Origin of the sequence: Streptomyces sp. NPDC088116 (genome assembly GCF_044741745.1) — a bacterium.
In the GTDB taxonomy this organism is placed as follows: domain Bacteria; phylum Actinomycetota; class Actinomycetes; order Streptomycetales; family Streptomycetaceae; genus Streptomyces.
Map to the genome: position 1 here is coordinate 483,162 of NZ_JBIUTF010000002.1, position 16,324 is coordinate 499,485.

Below are 16,324 nucleotides of genomic sequence, written 5' to 3' on the forward strand. Positions count from 1 at the left end.
ATCGTAAGGACGGGCCCCGGACGCGACATGCGCCCGGGGCCCGCCCCGTCCCGCCCCGGACACACGTGGGCAGGGGCGTGGAGGCCTCGACGGGCTCACGGGCCCGCCGAGACCCCCTACGGGCCCGCTGAGGCCCGTAGGAGGCCTCAACTACCTTGCGCTCCCAGCGAACAGCAACGGAAGCGGGATGGCGCCCGCCGACCAGCGCGTTAGGGTCCATGAATACGAGGGCAGGGGAGTCTCCCGTCCCCGGTACGAAGACGCTGAGACGGCCAAAGCCGTCAGAGACGAGCAGGTGTATACGTGACGAATCTGATGCCTTACGCCGCCGGTGAGCCGTCCCTCGGTGGTGGCCTCGGCGACCAGGTCTACAGCCGGCTGCTCGGAGAGCGGATCATCTTCCTCGGCCAGCAGGTCGACGACGACATCGCCAACAAGATCACGGCGCAGCTTCTCCTCCTCGCGGCAGAGCCCGAGAAGGACATTTTCCTCTACATCAACAGCCCCGGTGGATCGGTGACGGCCGGTATGGCCGTGTACGACACCATGCAGTACATCCCGAACGACGTGGTCACCATCGGTATGGGCCTCGCCGCTTCGATGGGTCAGTTCCTGCTGACCGGTGGCGCCGCCGGCAAGCGCTTCGCGCTGCCGCACACGGACATCCTCATGCACCAGGGCTCCGCCGGCCTCGGTGGCACCGCCTCCGACATCAAGATCCAGGCCGAGCAGCTTCTCCGTACGAAGAAGCGCATGGCCGAGATCACGGCTCGCCACAGTGGTCAGTCCGAGGAGACGATCATCCGCGACGGTGACCGCGACCGCTGGTTCACCGCCGAGGAAGCCAAGGACTACGGCATCATCGACGAGATCATCTCCGCTGCTTCGGGTGTTCCGGGCGGCGGCGGTACGGGGGCCTGACCAGTACGGTCCCGCATCAGCCGGCCCAGCCCACCACACGCCACAGGAACGCCACAGGATGGTGAACACCCACATGAACAACATCTCCGCGAGCGGCCTTTACACCGGCCCGCAGGTGGACAACCGTTATGTCGTCCCGCGCTTCGTGGAGCGCACCTCGCAGGGCGTGCGCGAGTACGACCCGTACGCGAAGCTCTTCGAGGAGCGCGTGATCTTCCTCGGGGTGCAGATCGACGACGCGTCCGCCAACGACGTCATGGCGCAGCTGCTCTGCCTGGAGTCGATGGACCCGGACCGTGACATCTCGATCTACATCAACAGCCCCGGCGGCTCGATGACGGCCCTCACGGCCATCTACGACACGATGCAGTTCGTGAAGCCGGACATCCAGACCGTGTGCATGGGCCAGGCCGCCTCGGCCGCCGCCGTGCTGCTCGCGGCCGGGTCCCCCGGCAAGCGGCTCGCCCTGCCGAACGCGCGCGTGCTGATCCACCAGCCGTCCAGCCAGACCGGTCGTGAGCAGCTCTCCGACCTGGAGATCGCGGCCAACGAGATCCTGCGGATGCGCGCGCAGCTGGAGGAGATGCTGGCGAAGCACTCCACCACGCCGATCGAGAAGGTCCGCGACGACATCGAGCGCGACAAGATCCTCACCGCCGAGGACGCGCTCGCGTACGGTCTGGTCGACCAGATCGTGTCGACCCGCAAGACGACGGCCGCTGCGGCCGCCTAGAGCGTGCCCCGGACGCTTGGCCAGGCGCCCTTGGCGCGGAACATATCGGTCGTCATGAACTCCCACGACCATGTGAACCGCGCCAAGGGGGGCCCGAACCGAGGGCCGGGCAAGGTACCGTCGGATATGAGGCACAGGAGCCGCTGAACCAAGCTGCTCCCAGGCGAAGGGGAAGCACCTCGTGGCACGCATCGGTGATGGCGGCGACCTGCTCAAGTGCTCGTTCTGCGGGAAGAGCCAGAAGCAGGTGAAGAAGCTCATCGCAGGTCCCGGTGTGTACATCTGCGACGAGTGCATCGACCTCTGCAACGAGATCATCGAGGAGGAGCTCGCAGAGACCTCCGAAGTGCGGTGGGAGGAACTGCCCAAGCCGCGCGAGATCTACGAGTTCCTCGAGGGGTACGTCGTCGGGCAGGAGCCCGCGAAGAAGGCCCTCTCGGTAGCGGTCTACAACCACTACAAGCGCGTCCAGGCCGGCGAGAACGGCGGCGGCTCCGGACGGGACGACGCGATCGAGCTCGCGAAGTCCAACATCCTGCTGCTGGGCCCCACCGGCTCCGGCAAGACGCTCCTCGCGCAGACGCTGGCGCGCATGCTGAACGTACCGTTCGCCATCGCCGACGCGACGGCGCTCACGGAGGCCGGCTATGTCGGCGAGGACGTCGAGAACATCCTGCTCAAGCTGATCCAGGCGGCCGACTACGACGTCAAGAAGGCCGAGACCGGGATCATCTACATCGACGAGATCGACAAGGTCGCCCGCAAGAGCGAGAACCCGTCGATCACCCGCGATGTCTCGGGCGAGGGCGTCCAGCAGGCCCTCCTGAAGATCCTGGAAGGCACCACCGCCTCGGTCCCGCCGCAGGGCGGACGGAAGCACCCGCACCAGGAGTTCATCCAGATCGACACGACGAACGTGCTCTTCATCGTGGGCGGCGCCTTCGCCGGCCTGGAGAAGATCATCGAGTCGCGTGCGGGCGCGAAGGGCATCGGCTTCGGCGCGACGATCCGCTCGAAGCGCGAGATCGAGGCGAGCGACCAGTTCCAGGAGGTCATGCCGGAGGACCTGGTGAAGTTCGGGATGATCCCGGAGTTCATCGGCCGCCTCCCGGTCCTGACCTCGGTCCACAACCTGGACCGCGAGGCGCTGCTCCAGATCCTGGTCGAGCCGCGCAACGCGCTGGTGAAGCAGTACCAGCGCCTCTTCGAACTCGACGGCGTGGAGCTGGACTTCGACCGGCCGTCCCTGGAGGCCATCGCCGACCAGGCGATCCTGCGCGGCACGGGCGCGCGTGGTCTGCGGGCCATCATGGAAGAGGTCCTCCAGTCGGTGATGTACGAGGTCCCGTCCCGCAAGGACGTGGCCCGCGTGGTCATCACGGAGGAAGTCGTGCACTCCCACGTGAACCCGACCCTGGTCCCGCGCGAGCCGAGGATCATCAAGAACGACGGCCGCCACGAGAAGTCCGCGTAGCGGTCGCGGATACGCGTACGTACGCCACAGGGGCGCCCGGCCGGGCGCCCCTGTGGCATGTACGGAGTCGGTTGTCCGACCGCACTACGTGACTACTTGACCTCGACGCGCACTTCTTCGCGCAGCTTGGCCGCCTGCGTGGCGGCGTCATCGAGAGACATTCCCTTGCCCGCGAGGACGGCTCCCGCGTCCGACGACGCCGTGTACACCAGGGTGCTGTGGTCGCCCCAGATGCACATGGGTACGGTGAAGCTGCCGGGACCGCCCGCGGCGGCGCCCGAGCCGGTCATCGTCAGCTTCATGTTCTGACACTTCATCACGCCGTTCTCGAACCCGGCCGGCGTGAACTCCTGCGGCTCGCCGACGAGTTCGGGGGCCTCGTCGCCACTGCTCGACTTCTCGGAGTTCTTCTTCATCTCCGCGAACATGGCGTCCACGACCTTCTCCGGGTCCTCGATCCGACCGTAGAAGCCCGAGAAGCTGAGCGTCTTCTGGGTGACGCCCTCACCGGCCGTGTAGTTGGCGCCGCTCTGGGTGGCATCGGTGACGCCCCACTGCTTGGCTTCCGCGGCGTCGCTCTCGCTCATGCCTTGGCTGCCCGAGCCGCTGCCCTTCTTGTACGCACCGCCGAGCACGGTCGCCGGCGTCGTCAGCTTGTACGCCTTGCCGTCGTCCGCCACCGAGCCGCTGCCGCCGCCGGTCAGGAAGTACGCGCCGCCCGCGATCACCGCGAGAGCCACGACGCAGACCCCGACGACGAGGCCCGTCTTCTTCTTGGGAGCCCCGGCCGGAGGGGGCGCCGGGTACTGGCCGCCGTACGGGGGCTGCTGGCCGTACTGAGGCTGCTGCGGCTGTCCGTACGGGCCCGGCTGGCCCTGCTGCGGGTAGCCGTACCCGGGCGGCGGCGGGGGACCCTGCGGCGCCTGCTGCGGGTAGCCGTAGCCGGGCTGCGGAGGGCCCTGCGGCGGCTGCTGACCGTACGGTCCGGGCTGGGGCGGCTGTTGACCGTAGGGGCCGGGCTGCGGGGGCTGCTGACCGTAGGGTCCGGGCTGCTGGGGCGGCTGCCCACCGTACGGACCCGGCTGGTTGTAGCTCATCTGGTCATGTCCCCTCGTAATGTTTATGCGCTTCGAACATCCTGACGGAAGGTGCGCGCGAGCCGGTCATCGGGGGCCGCACCGTTACGGAACATCTCGTTTCAATACAGGGCTGTGACACCTCTAAACTGATCCGCGTGACCGACAACGCTCAGCAGCAGCCAGCCAGCAACCCCGAACTGCCGACCCAGTACGTTCCGGCCGAGGTGGAGGGGAAGCTGTATGAGCGCTGGGTAGACCGCGGTTACTTCGAAGCGGACGCCAAGAGCGACAAAGAGCCGTACGCCGTCGTCATCCCGCCGCCGAACGTCACCGGCAGCCTGCACCTCGGGCACGCCTTCGAACACACACTGATCGACGCCCTCACCCGCCGTAAGCGTATGCAGGGGTACGAGACGCTGTGGCAGCCCGGGATGGACCACGCGGGCATCGCCACGCAGAACGTGGTCGAGCGCGAACTGGCCAAGGAGGGCAAGTCCCGTCACGACCTGGGGCGTGAGGCGTTCGTCGAGCGGGTCTGGCAGTGGAAGGACGAGTCCGGCGGGCAGATCTCCGGGCAGATGCGGCGGCTCGGGGACGGCGTCGACTGGTCGCGTGAGCGCTTCACGATGGACGAGGGTCTGTCCGAGGCCGTCCAGACCATCTTCAAGAAGCTGTACGACGACGAGTTGATCTACCGCGCCGAGCGCATCATCAACTGGTGTCCGCGCTGCCTCACCGCGATCTCCGACATCGAGGTCGAGTACCAGGACGACGACGGCGAGCTGGTCTCGCTGAAGTACGGCGACGGTGAGGACTCCGTCGTCGTCGCGACGACACGGGCCGAGACGATGCTCGGTGACACGGCCGTCGCGGTCCACCCCGACGACGCGCGGTACGCGCACCTCGTCGGCAAGCGGATCAAGCTGCCGCTCACCGACCGTACGATCCCGGTCGTCGCGGACGAGCACGTCGACCCGGAGTTCGGCACGGGCGCGGTCAAGGTGACCCCGGCCCATGATCCGAACGACTTCGAGATCGGCCGCCGCCACGACCTGCCGAACATCGCGGTCATGGACGAGCGGGCCGTCATCACCGTGCCGGGGCCCTTCGAGGGGCTCGACCGGATGGAGGCGCGCGCCGCGATCGTCGCCGCGCTGCGGGCCGAGGGCCGCATCGTCGCCGAGAAGCGTCCGTACACGCACTCCGTCGGACACTGTTCGCGCTGCAAGACGACCATCGAGCCCCGGCTGTCCATGCAGTGGTGGGTCAAGGTCGGGCCGCTGGCGCAGGCCGCCGGTGACGCCGTCCGTGACGGACGCGTCAAGATCCACCCGGCGGAGATGGAGCCCCGCTACTTCGCCTGGGTCGACAACCTCCGCGACTGGTGCATCTCGCGCCAGCTGTGGTGGGGCCACCGCATCCCCGTCTGGTACGGGCCCAACGGCGAGGTCGTCTGCGTCGGCCCCGACGACGAGGCGCCCACCGGTGACGGCTGGACGCAGGACACGGACGTCCTGGACACCTGGTTCTCGTCCGGCCTGTGGCCGTTCTCCACGCTGGGGTGGCCCGAACAGACCCCGAGCGTCGAGAAGTTCTATCCCAACTCCGTCCTGGTCACCGGCTACGACATCCTGTTCTTCTGGGTCGCCCGGATGATGATGTTCGGCCTGTACGCGATGGACGGCACCCCGCCGTTCGGCACGATCGTGCTGCACGGCATGGTCCGCGACCAGTTCGGCAAGAAGATGTCGAAGTCCTTCGGCAACGCGGTCAACCCGCTGGACTGGATGGACACATACGGCTCGGACGCGGTCCGCTTCACGCTCGCGCGCGGCGCCAACCCGGGTGTCGACGTGCCGATCGGCGAGGACTGGGTCCAGGGCTCCCGGAACTTCGCCAACAAGATCTGGAACGCCACGCGGTTCGCGATGATGAACGGCGCGACCGTCGAGGGCGGACTGCCCGACGCGGCCGACATGTCCGCCACCGACCGGTGGATCCTCTCGCGGCTGAACGCCGTGGTCGCCGAGGTCGACGCGTACTACGAGGACTACCAGTTCGCGAAGTTGTCGGACGCGCTCTTCCACTTCGCGTGGGACGAGGTCTTCGACTGGTACGTCGAGCTGTCCAAGACCGCGTTCTTCGCGGGCGGCGAGCCCGCGAAGGTCTCCGGACGCGTCCTGGGCGAGGTGCTCGACGTCACCCTGCGGCTGCTGCACCCGATCGTCCCCTTCGTCACCGAGACACTGTGGACCACGCTCACCGGCAAGGAGTCGGTCGTCATCGCCGACTGGCCGGCCGACAGCGGATTCCGCGACCCGGCGGCCGAGCGTGAGATCGAGCACCTCCAGCAGGTGATCACCGAGGTCCGCCGGTTCCGCTCCGACCAGGGACTCCAGCCCGGCCAGAAGGTCCCGGCCCGGCTGGACCTGGCGGGTACCTCGCTCGCCGCGCACGAGGCGGCCATCCGCCAGCTGCTGCGCCTCCAGCCGGAGGGCGAGTCCTTCCACGCGACGGCGACCCTGCCGGTGGCGGGGGCGACCGTGGCCCTGGACCTGTCCGGCACGATCGACGTCGAGGCGGAGCGCAAGCGGCTGACGAAGGACCTGGGCGCGGCGGAGAAGGAGAAGGCGCAGGCGACGGCCAAGCTCGGCAACGAGGCGTTCCTCGCGAAGGCCCCGGACAACGTGGTCGACAAGATCCGCGGCCGGCTCGCCAAGGCGGAGGCGGACATCGAGCGCCTCACCGCGCAGGTGGCGAACCTGCCCCAGGGCTGACGGAGCCGTCGCGGGGGCCGGAGCCCGTACCGCGTCGTTCGTATGTACGGGGTCGATCCCTCCTGACCATGCTGGTCAGGAGGGATCGATGCGCTGGTGAGGGCCTTCGGAGGCGGGGGCCGATCCGCTGTCGGTGGTGCTCCGTAGACTGGTCCCGTGAGCGAGCCCCGTCCTTCCGACCAGCCCGGCGAGTACGACGACTTCGATGAGATCGTCGACGCCGAGACCGACCGAGACCCCGACCTCGCGGTGATCGAGGCCGGCAGCCGCACCCTGCGCGCCCAGGCCGGGCCCGTGCAGGATGACGGTGTTCCGGACCGTCCCTCGGACCCCGAGGTGGACAAAGCGCTGCGCGCCGTCGAGCAGGAGCTCGCGGGCCGCTGGGGCGAGACCAAGCTGGAGCCGTCGGTCGCGCGGATCGCGGCGCTGATGGATGTGCTGGGGGACCCCCAGCGCGCCTACCCGTCGATCCACATCACCGGCACCAACGGCAAGACGTCCACGGCCCGCATGATCGAGTCGCTCCTCGGCGCCTTCGAGCTGCGCACCGGCCGGTACACCAGCCCGCACGTCCAGTCGGTGACCGAGCGGATCAGCCTGGACGGCGCCCCGATCTCCGCCGAGCGGTTCATCGAGACGTACGCGGACATCAAGCCGTACATCGAGATGGTCGACGGCATGCAGGAGTACCGGCTCTCCTTCTTCGAGGTGCTGACCGCCATGGCGTACGCGGCCTTCGCCGACGCCCCGGTGGACGCCGCGGTCGTCGAGGTCGGCATGGGCGGCAGCTGGGACGCGACGAACGTCATCGACGGCTCGGTCGCCGTCGTCACCCCCATCGACCTGGACCACACGGACCGGCTCGGGTCCACACCCGGCGAGATCGCGCTGGAGAAGGCCGGCATCGTCAAGGCGGACGCGACGGTGATCCTGGCGCAGCAGCCGGTGGACGCGGCCCAGGTGATGCTCAAGAAGGCCGTCGACGTGGACGCGACGGTCGCGCGTGAGGGCATGGAGTTCGGCGTGGTCGCCCGCGAGATCGCGGTCGGCGGCCAGCTGCTGACCCTGCGCGGCCTCGGCGGTGAGTACGAGCAGATCTTCCTTCCGCTGTACGGCGCCCACCAGGCGCACAACGCCGCGGTGGCGCTCGCTGCCGTGGAGGCGTTCTTCGGCATCGGCGCGCAGCACGCCCGCAAGCTGGACCTGGACACGATCCGCAAGGCGTTCGCCGCGGTCTCGTCGCCCGGCCGGCTGGAGGTCGTCCGGCGTTCGCCGACGGTGGTGCTGGACGCGGCGCACAACCCGGCCGGGGCACGCGCGGCCGCCGACGGCATCACCGAGTCCTTCGGCTTCAGCCGGCTGATCGGGGTCGTGGGAGCCAGCGACGACAAGGACGTCCGGGGCGTCCTCGAAGCGCTGGAGCCGATCTGCGCGGAGCTGGTCGTCACAGAGAATTCCAGCCATCGCGCGATGGACGCGGACACACTGGCCGCCGTCGCCGTCGAGGTCTTCGGAGAGGACCGGGTCCAGGTCGAGCCCCGCCTGGACGACGCGCTGGAGGCGGCGATCACGCTCGCCGAGGAAGAGTCCGAGTTCGCCGGGGCCGGGGTTCTGGTGACCGGCTCGGTGATCACGGTCGGCGAGGCCCGGCTGCTCCTGGGGAGGCGCTGAATTCCATGCGTACGCTCTGCGCATCGACTTTGATCGGTGAATTCTTCGTGATCGGTTTCGCCGGGCTGGTCGCCATGAAGTCGGACGACCTGCCGGTGAACACGGTCTGGACGGTCTGCGGCGTCGCCATGCTGGTGTCGCTGCTGCTCTGCGGAATGATCACCCGCCCCGGCGGTCTGCAACTCGGCTGGGCGCTCCAGATCGCGCTGATCGCCAGCGGTTTCGTCGTCCCCACGATGTTCTTCCTCGGTGCCGTCTTCGCGGGGCTGTGGTGGGCGTCGATCCACTACGGCCGCGCGATCGACGAGGCGAAGGCCCGTTGGGCGGCCCTGGCCGAGTCGGAAGAGGCCGACGCGGGGCAGCCCCAGGCGGGCTGACCCGTGCGGCCGGCCTGGGCCGGTCGCGTGGCCGGTGGGGTGGTCCGGGTGCTGTCGGCTCGGAGGGCCCCGGTAATCTCCACTCCACCGCACCCTTTCGCCTGCCTGCAAGGAGCCGCACACCATGTCCCAGCGCACTCTCGTCCTTCTGAAGCCCGACACGGTCAGGAGGAAGCTCATCGGTCAGGTCATCGGCCGTATCGAGAGCAAGGCGGGCTGGACCATCACCGCGCTGGAGCTGCGCACGCTCGACCAGGACACGCTGGAGCAGCACTATGGCGAGCACAAGGGCAAGCCCTTCTACGAGCCGCTGGTCGAGTTCATGGCCTCCGGGCCGGTCGTCGCGCTCGTCGTCGAGGGCGAGCGGGTCATCGAGGGCGTGCGCGCGCTCGCCGGCCCGACTGACCCGATCGCCGCAGCGCCCGGGTCCATCCGGGGGGATTTCGGTACCATCGTCCGGGAGAACCTCATCCATGCCTCGGACTCCGAGGAGTCCGCCATTCGGGAACTGAAACTCTTCTTCCCGGGACTTTCCTGACCGAGTGTCAGCCAAACGGAGCTGATGACCTGGGGCGACCGAAGGAATTCGGTCGCCTTTGGGCATATGTGAGGCGCTTGCGGGAACGCATCGCACCGACACTTCGTCACCCTTACTGAGGTGGGCCACCGCGTCGTCGGCGTTCCGACGGCACTACGATGGGAGCCTCCAAACCGCAGCACCCACCTCGCCATCCTGAAAAGTCGCCAATGCTCGATTTGGGAAGGCCAGACGCATCCTCATGGGGAACAACATGTCGTTCATCGGCCGTGACATGGCTGTCGACCTCGGGACCGCCAACACGCTGGTGTACGTCAGGGGCCGGGGGATCGTACTCAACGAGCCGTCCGTGGTCGCCATCAACACCAACACGGGCGGCATTCTCGCGGTCGGCGCCGAAGCGAAGAAAATGATCGGCCGGACGCCGGGCAACATCGTTGCCGTCCGGCCGCTGAAGGACGGCGTGATCGCCGACTTCGAAATCACCGAGCGCATGCTGCGCTACTTCATCCTCAAGATCCACAAGCGACGCTATCTGGCCCGACCGCGCGTCGTGGTGTGCGTTCCCTCGGGTATCACGGGCGTCGAGCGCCGTGCCGTCATCGAGGCATCCACCCAGGCCGGCGCGCGCCAGGTGCACATCATCGAGGAGCCCATGGCCGCCGCCATCGGTTCCGGGCTCCCCGTCCACGAGGCCACCGGGAACATGGTCGTCGACATCGGCGGTGGCACCACCGAGGTCGCCGTCATCTCGCTCGGCGGCATCGTCACGGCGCAGTCGATCCGGGTCGCCGGCGACGAGTTGGACAACGCGATCATCCAGCACATCAAGAAGGAGTACTCCCTCCTCCTGGGTGAGCGGACCGCCGAGAGCATCAAGATCACCATCGGTTCGGCGTACGACCTCGACAAGGACGAGCACACCGAGATCCGCGGCCGTGATCTGGTCTCCGGCCTGCCGAAGACCGTGGTGATCTCCGCGGCCGAGGTCCGCAAGGCCATCGAGGAGCCGGTCAACGCGATCGTCGACGCGGTGAAGACGACCCTCGACAAGTGCCCGCCGGAGCTGTCCGGCGATGTGATGGACCGCGGGATCGTCCTCACCGGCGGCGGCGCCCTGCTGCGCGGACTCGACGAGCGGCTGCGCCGGGAGACCGGGATGCCCATCCATATCGCCGAGGACCCGCTGGACTCCGTGGCGCTCGGATCCGGTAAATGCGTCGAAGAGTTCGAAGCTCTCCAGCAGGTACTGGACGCGCAGCCCCGCCGGTGACGGAATATCCGAATCCGTCGTACGGGCCCTGAACTTCCCGTACGGCGGATCGTTGATATACAGGCAGAATCATTCCTACGAGGAAGGCACGGCCGCCGCACGTGAGGGACACACGAGAGAGCCGTTTGCTCCTGGTGCTGCTGATCGCCATCGCGTTCGCGCTGATCACGGTCGATATCCGTGGGGGTGAGGAATCCCCGGTCGACGGCGCGCGGCGAGCGGCCGCGACGGTCTTCGGCCCGGTGGAGAACGGCGTCGCCTCCGCCGTCAATCCGGTCGGCAATGCCATAGGAGCCGTACGGGACTCCGGCGCGCGGCACAATCGCATCGCCACTCTCCAGCGCGAGAACATCGCGCTCAAGCAGCGGCTCGGCAGCGACGACCGCAACCGCAGCCGGGTGCGCGAACTCGACAAGATGCTCCACAAGGCGGGCGCGGGCCAGTACGGGATCAAGGGCGCCGAGGTCATCGCCATAGGGGCGGCCCAGGGGTTCTCCTGGACGGTCACCATCGACGTCGGCGCCAACGACGGCATCTCGCGCGACATGACGGTCCTCAACGGTGACGGCCTGGTCGGCCGTGTCACCACCGTCGGCCCGAACACCGCGACCGTACTGCTCGCCAACGACCCCGACTTCACCGTCGGTACGCGGATGGAGAGCTCCGACGAACTGGGCTTCGCCACCGGTCAGGGCGACCGCCCGCTCTCCGTCCAGCTCCTGAACGGCAAGGCGAAGATCAAGAACGGCGACCGGCTGGTCACCTTCGGGTCCAGCAGGGACAAGCCCTTCGTCCCCGGAGTCCCGGTCGGCGAGGTCGTCCGGGTCGACCCGTCCGGCGGTGACCTGACCCGGAACCTCTACGTACGCCCCTTCGTCGGCTTCACCAAGCTGGACATCGTCGGTGTCGTGGTCGAGGCCCCCCGGGAGGACCCGAGAGACACGGTCCTGCCGCCCAAACCCAAGGCGGAGCCCACGCCGACCGTCACCGTCACGGTCACCCCCTCGCCGCAAGCCGAGGCGGACCCCAACGCCGAAGGCGAAGCGGCGGGCAACCCCAACGCCGACGAGAACGCCGTCGACCCCAACGCGAATGCCAATGGCAACGTCGACGCGGCCGGCAATGACGATGCCGCCGGCAACGGCCAAGCAGACGAGCAGGAGTAGGGCTGATCCCCATGCGCTTCAACCGGATTCTGCTCTCGACCACACTGGTCGTGGTAGCCCTGGTCATCCAGGTGTCCGTGCTGGCCCGGTTGCAACTTCCCGGTGCCGTCCCCGACCTGATGCTTCTCGTCGTCCTCGCCCTGGCCTTCGTGTACGGGCATGTCAGCGGCGCGCTCATCGGATTCGGCGCCGGGCTGCTGGCCGACCTGGTCCCGCCCGCCGATCACGCCGCGGGCCGCTATGCCCTGGTGCTCTGTGTGATCGGCTATCTGGCCGGGCTCGCCCGCCCCGAGAAGGGGCAGATGAGATCGGCACTCGCCCCGATGACCGCGGTCGTCGCCGCCGCGCTCGGCTCGACCCTGCTGTACGCGAGCGTGGGCGCCCTCGTCGGTGACACCGCCGCCCGCCATGTCGGTCTCGGCAGCCTGCTGTTCACCGCGGCGGTCTACGATCTGCTCCTCGCGCCGTTCACCGTGCCACTGATCATGGCCCTGGCCAGACGCGCGGACAACGATCCGCTGGCGGAGACCAACAGCGGCAACGGCGGCGATGTCGCCGCCGGCTGGCTCACCTCCGGCACCGGCCTGCGGATCGGCGGCCAGCGCGGCGGGCTGCGGTTGAAGGCGGCCAGGAACCGCGCGGCACGAGCCGGACGGATCAAGGGGGTCAAGCGACTGTGACACCGCTCGACCCGGCGCCGTACACGGACCGACCTCCGCACACGGCCCAGGCACCGTCCGCCCCTGCCGCCCGGACAGCCCGCACCGCCCGCACGACTCGTATCGCCCGGACAGCCCGCACCGTCCGGGCCCGAACCGCTCGGACAACCCGTACCGCCCGTGGGGGGTCGCAGTGAGCAATATTCCGGAGACCGGGCGGACACCGCGGGTCCAGATCCGGCTCATCGTCATCCAGGTCCTCGTCTTCTCCCTCCTCCTCACCCTCGGCGGCCGGCTCTGGTACCTCCAGATCCGCAACGGCCAGGAGTACACGGACGAGGCCAAGAACAACCACGTACAGCAGGTCGTCGACCCGGCCGTCCGCGGCTCGATCCTCGACACCCGCGGTGTTCCCCTCGCCGACAACGAGACCCGGCTCGTCGTCTCCGCCAGCCGCACCGAGCTGATGAAGACCAAGGACGACGGCAAGGCCGTCCTGACCCGTCTCGCCGATGTCCTGGACATGAAGCCCAAGGACGTCATGTACAAGGTCAGGCTCTGCGACGCGAAGACCCCCCAGCCCTGCTGGAACGGTTCGCCGTACCAGCCGATCCCGGTCACCGACGAGGCCACCACCCAGCAGGCACTCCAGATCCGGGAGCGCGCCGAGGACTTCCCCGGCATCACCGCGGAGCCCACCGCCGTACGCCGCTACGCCGCGCCCGGCCTCGCCAACACCGCCCAGGTGCTCGGCTACCTCTCGCCGGTCACCGACGAAGAGATCACCAAGGCCCTGGACACCGACTCGCCGTACCTCCGCTCCGACCAGGTCGGCCGCTCCGGCCTGGAGCGCACGTACGACAAGGAACTGCGCGGCAAGGCCGGTGTCACCCGCTACGAGGTCGACAACCTCGGCCGGGTCATCGGCCAGGCACAGAACGACGAGGCCCAGCCCGGCGCCAATGTCGTCACCTCCATCGACGCACGCGTGCAGGCCGTCACCGAGTACGAGCTGAACGAGGCGATGAAGGCCGCCCGCAAGGAGATGGACCGGAACACCAACGAGCACTACAAGGCGGACTCGGGCGCCGCCGTGGTCATGGAGGCGAAGACCGGCCGGGTCGTCGCGATGGCCTCCCAGCCGACGTACGACCCCAACTCCTGGGTCGGCGGTATCTCCGCCAAGGAGTACGCCAGGCTCACCGGCAAGAAGTCCAACTTCCCGCTGCTGAACCGGGCCATCCAGGGCCAGGCGGCCCCCGGCTCGATCTTCAAGGTCATCTCGTCGACCGCGGCCGTCAACGCCGGATACAAGTTCAACGGCAACTACCCCTGCCCCAGCTCGTACAACGTCGGCAGCCAGGTCTTCAAGAACTTCGAGTCCAAGGGCTACGGCTCCATCACCCTCGGCAAGGCCCTCGAAGTCTCCTGCGACACCGTGTTCTACGGCCTCGCGCACAAGGAGTGGCAGAAGGACGGCGGCACCAAGCCCAAGAAGAACGCCAAGAACTGGTTCTACACGACCGCCCACCAGTTCGGCCTCGGCAAGGAGACCGGCATCGACCTCCCCAACGAGGTCGCCGGACGCGTCCCGGACCGCGAGTGGAAGCAGAATTTCTGGGAGGCCAACAAGGACGGCTGGTGCAAGCAGGGCAAGAAGGGCGGCACCTACGTCCAGCAACTCGCCTACGAAGGCTGCCTCGAAGGCAACCTGATGCGCGCCGGTGACTCCGTCAACTACTCGATCGGCCAGGGCGACACCCTCGTCACACCGATCCAGATGGCCACGATCTACTCGGCCATCGCCAATGGCGGCACCCTTTACAATCCGACCGTCGGCAAGGCGGTCATCAGCGCCGACGGCAAGCAGGTCAAGGAGATCGCGCCCAAGTCCCACGGCAAGCTGCCGTTCGACCGGAAGACGCGCGACCAGATAGACGAAGCCCTCGCGGGTGTCGCGACCCGTGGCTCCGCCGCCTGGCGATTCGGCGGCTGGCCGCAGGACAAGATCCCGATGCACGCCAAGACGGGTACGGCCGAGGTCTACGGCAAGCAGACGACCTCGTGGTTCGCCTCGTACACCAAGGACTACACGATCGTCATGACGATCGCGCAGGGCGGTACGGGCTCCGGAGCCTCGGGGCCCGCCGTCCGCAAGATCTACGAGTCGATGTACGGGCTCAACGCCAAGGGCGACCAGGACGTCAAGAAGGCACTCATGCCCCAGCCGCGCGTCGCACTGCCCAGGATCCAGCCGGACGGTTCGATCGACGCGCCGAAGGTCAGGCCGTACGAGCCGGAGCGGGAACTCCCGCCGGACCAGCAGGTGCTCGCCGGGCCACCCGGCACGACGACGACCCGGAGGGACTGAGCCATGGCCGGTACAAGTGGCTTCTCGGTCTCCGGATACGGTCCGCAGCGCGGCGCCTGGGCGCGGCTCGCCGCCCGCGACTCGATGGTGCGCCGGCTCGACTGGCCGCTGCTCTTCTCGGCCCTGGCCCTGTCGGTGCTGGGCTCCCTGCTGGTCTGGTCGGCGACCCGTAACCGCACCCAGCTCAACCAGGGCGATCCGTACTACTTCCTCTTCCGTCACCTGCTCAACACCGGCATCGGGGTCGCCCTGATGATCGGCACGATCTGGCTGGGGCACCGCACGCTGCGCGGCGCCGTCCCCGTGCTGTACGGGCTCTCGGTCATCATGGTCCTGCTGGTGCTCACCCCGCTCGGCGCCACCATCAACGGCGCCCACGCCTGGATCGTCATCGGCGGAGGCTTCACGCTCCAGCCCTCCGAGTTCGTGAAGATCACGATCATCCTGGGCATGGCGATGCTGCTGGCGGCCCGGGTGGACGCCGGGGACCAGCCCCATCCGGACCACCGCACGGTCGCGAAGTCCCTCGGCCTCGCCGTCCTCCCGATGGTCATCGTCATGCTGATGCCGGACCTCGGCTCCGTGATGGTCATGGCGGTCCTCGTGCTCGGCGTGCTGCTCGCCTCCGGCGCCTCCAACCGCTGGATCATCGGCCTGGTCACCGCGGGTGTGGCGGGCGCCGTCGCGGTCGCGGCGCTCGGGGTGCTCGACGAGTACCAGATCAACCGCTTCGCGGCCTTCGCCAACCCGGAACTCGACCCGGCGGGCGTCGGCTACAACACCAACCAGGCGCGGATCGCGATCGGTTCGGGCGGACTGTCCGGCACCGGGCTCTTCCACGGCTCGCAGACCACCGGGCAGTTCGTACCCGAGCAGCAGACCGACTTCGTCTTCACCGTCGCGGGCGAGGAGCTGGGCTTCCTCGGCGCCGGGCTGATCCTGCTGCTGCTCGGCGTGGTCCTGTGGCGGGCCTGCCGGATCGCGCGGGAGACGACCGAGCTGTACGGGACGATCGTGGCCGCCGGGATCATCGCCTGGTTCGCGTTCCAGTCCTTCGAGAACATCGGGATGACGCTGGGCATCATGCCGGTGGCGGGACTGCCGCTGCCGTTCGTGTCGTACGGCGGTACGGCGATGTTCGCGGTCTGGATCGCCGTAGGGCTGCTTCAGTCGATCCGGGTGCAGCGGCCGATAACGGCCTGACCCGTCCTGGCCGGAGTCCTGACCAGGCCGATCAGGCTGGTCAGGCTGGTCGATGTGGAGTCCGTACGGTCGGATGGACGTC

Annotated in this window: 13 protein-coding genes; 12 read left to right on the forward strand and 1 reads right to left on the reverse strand. The window is 68.4% G+C overall.

The window, feature by feature from the left end:
* Positions 1-315: 315 nt before the first annotated feature.
* The 3 genes from ACIOJD_RS08465 to clpX all read left to right on the forward strand — a co-directional run bounded on the left by ACIOJD_RS08465 (position 316) and on the right by clpX (position 3,128).
* Complete coding sequence (locus ACIOJD_RS08465; protein WP_401889488.1) at positions 316-921, forward strand: ATP-dependent Clp protease proteolytic subunit; 606 nt, start codon at positions 316-318, stop codon at positions 919-921.
* A 58-nt stretch (positions 922-979) separates the two neighbouring features.
* Complete coding sequence (locus tag ACIOJD_RS08470; protein ID WP_401909843.1) at positions 980-1,654, forward strand: ATP-dependent Clp protease proteolytic subunit; 675 nt, start codon at positions 980-982, stop codon at positions 1,652-1,654.
* 181 nt (positions 1,655-1,835) lie between these two features.
* Positions 1,836-3,128, forward strand: coding sequence for an ATP-dependent Clp protease ATP-binding subunit ClpX (gene clpX, locus ACIOJD_RS08475; protein ID WP_401889348.1), 1,293 nt, complete (start codon positions 1,836-1,838; stop codon positions 3,126-3,128).
* A 92-nt stretch (positions 3,129-3,220) separates the two neighbouring features.
* On the opposite strand, the gene ACIOJD_RS08480 is transcribed toward clpX, so the two are convergent.
* Entirely contained in the window at positions 3,221-4,225 is a 1,005-nt protein-coding gene (locus ACIOJD_RS08480; RefSeq protein ID WP_401909846.1) for a hypothetical protein, read from the reverse strand.
* A 137-nt stretch (positions 4,226-4,362) separates the two neighbouring features.
* On the opposite strand from ACIOJD_RS08480, the gene ACIOJD_RS08485 reads away from it, so the two are divergent.
* The 9 genes from ACIOJD_RS08485 (at position 4,363) to rodA (ending at position 16,242) form a co-directional block, all read left to right on the forward strand.
* Positions 4,363-6,984, forward strand: a complete 2,622-nt coding sequence (locus tag ACIOJD_RS08485) for a valine--tRNA ligase (protein ID WP_401909849.1) — start codon at positions 4,363-4,365, stop codon at positions 6,982-6,984.
* 156 nt (positions 6,985-7,140) lie between these two features.
* On the forward strand, positions 7,141-8,655 hold the full coding sequence (locus ACIOJD_RS08490) for a bifunctional folylpolyglutamate synthase/dihydrofolate synthase (RefSeq protein ID WP_401909852.1): 1,515 nt from the start codon (positions 7,141-7,143) through the stop codon (positions 8,653-8,655).
* A 5-nt stretch (positions 8,656-8,660) separates the two neighbouring features.
* Positions 8,661-9,032: a DUF4233 domain-containing protein gene (locus ACIOJD_RS08495; protein WP_401909854.1), complete on the forward strand. Its 372-nt coding sequence runs from the start codon at positions 8,661-8,663 to the stop codon at positions 9,030-9,032.
* Positions 9,033-9,156: 124 nt separating this feature from the next.
* A complete protein-coding gene (ndk, locus tag ACIOJD_RS08500) occupies positions 9,157-9,570 on the forward strand; it encodes a nucleoside-diphosphate kinase (protein WP_401909857.1) in 414 nt (137 codons plus the stop codon).
* 253 nt (positions 9,571-9,823) lie between these two features.
* A complete protein-coding gene (locus ACIOJD_RS08505; protein WP_030352375.1) occupies positions 9,824-10,843 on the forward strand; it encodes a rod shape-determining protein in 1,020 nt (339 codons plus the stop codon).
* 101 nt (positions 10,844-10,944) lie between these two features.
* Positions 10,945-12,009 (forward strand): rod shape-determining protein MreC, encoded by a 1,065-nt coding sequence (gene mreC, locus ACIOJD_RS08510; protein WP_401909860.1) that lies wholly within the window; start codon positions 10,945-10,947, stop codon positions 12,007-12,009.
* Positions 12,010-12,020: 11 nt separating this feature from the next.
* Positions 12,021-12,689, forward strand: a complete 669-nt coding sequence (mreD, locus tag ACIOJD_RS08515) for a rod shape-determining protein MreD (RefSeq protein WP_401909863.1) — start codon at positions 12,021-12,023, stop codon at positions 12,687-12,689.
* Positions 12,690-12,861: 172 nt separating this feature from the next.
* Entirely contained in the window at positions 12,862-15,039 is a 2,178-nt protein-coding gene (gene mrdA / locus ACIOJD_RS08520) for a penicillin-binding protein 2 (RefSeq protein ID WP_401909866.1), read from the forward strand.
* A 3-nt stretch (positions 15,040-15,042) separates the two neighbouring features.
* Entirely contained in the window at positions 15,043-16,242 is a 1,200-nt protein-coding gene (gene rodA, locus ACIOJD_RS08525; protein WP_401909869.1) for a rod shape-determining protein RodA, read from the forward strand.
* Positions 16,243-16,324 lie beyond the last annotated feature (82 nt).

Bases quoted from the DNA above. Each gene is read 5' to 3' on its own strand.
- ACIOJD_RS08465 (WP_401889488.1), top strand. From the start codon at position 316: ATGCCTTACGCCGCCGGTGAGCCGTCCCTCGGTGGTGGCCTCGGCGAC.
- ACIOJD_RS08470 (WP_401909843.1), top strand. From the start codon at position 980: ATGGTGAACACCCACATGAACAACATCTCCGCGAGCGGCCTTTACACC.
- ACIOJD_RS08480 (WP_401909846.1), bottom strand. From the start codon at position 4,225: ATGAGCTACAACCAGCCGGGTCCGTACGGTGGGCAGCCGCCCCAGCAG.
- ACIOJD_RS08495 (WP_401909854.1), top strand. From the start codon at position 8,661: ATGCGTACGCTCTGCGCATCGACTTTGATCGGTGAATTCTTCGTGATC.
- ndk (WP_401909857.1), top strand. From the start codon at position 9,157: ATGTCCCAGCGCACTCTCGTCCTTCTGAAGCCCGACACGGTCAGGAGG.
- ACIOJD_RS08505 (WP_030352375.1), top strand. From the start codon at position 9,824: ATGTCGTTCATCGGCCGTGACATGGCTGTCGACCTCGGGACCGCCAAC.
- mreD (WP_401909863.1), top strand. From the start codon at position 12,021: ATGCGCTTCAACCGGATTCTGCTCTCGACCACACTGGTCGTGGTAGCC.
- rodA (WP_401909869.1), top strand. From the start codon at position 15,043: ATGGCCGGTACAAGTGGCTTCTCGGTCTCCGGATACGGTCCGCAGCGC.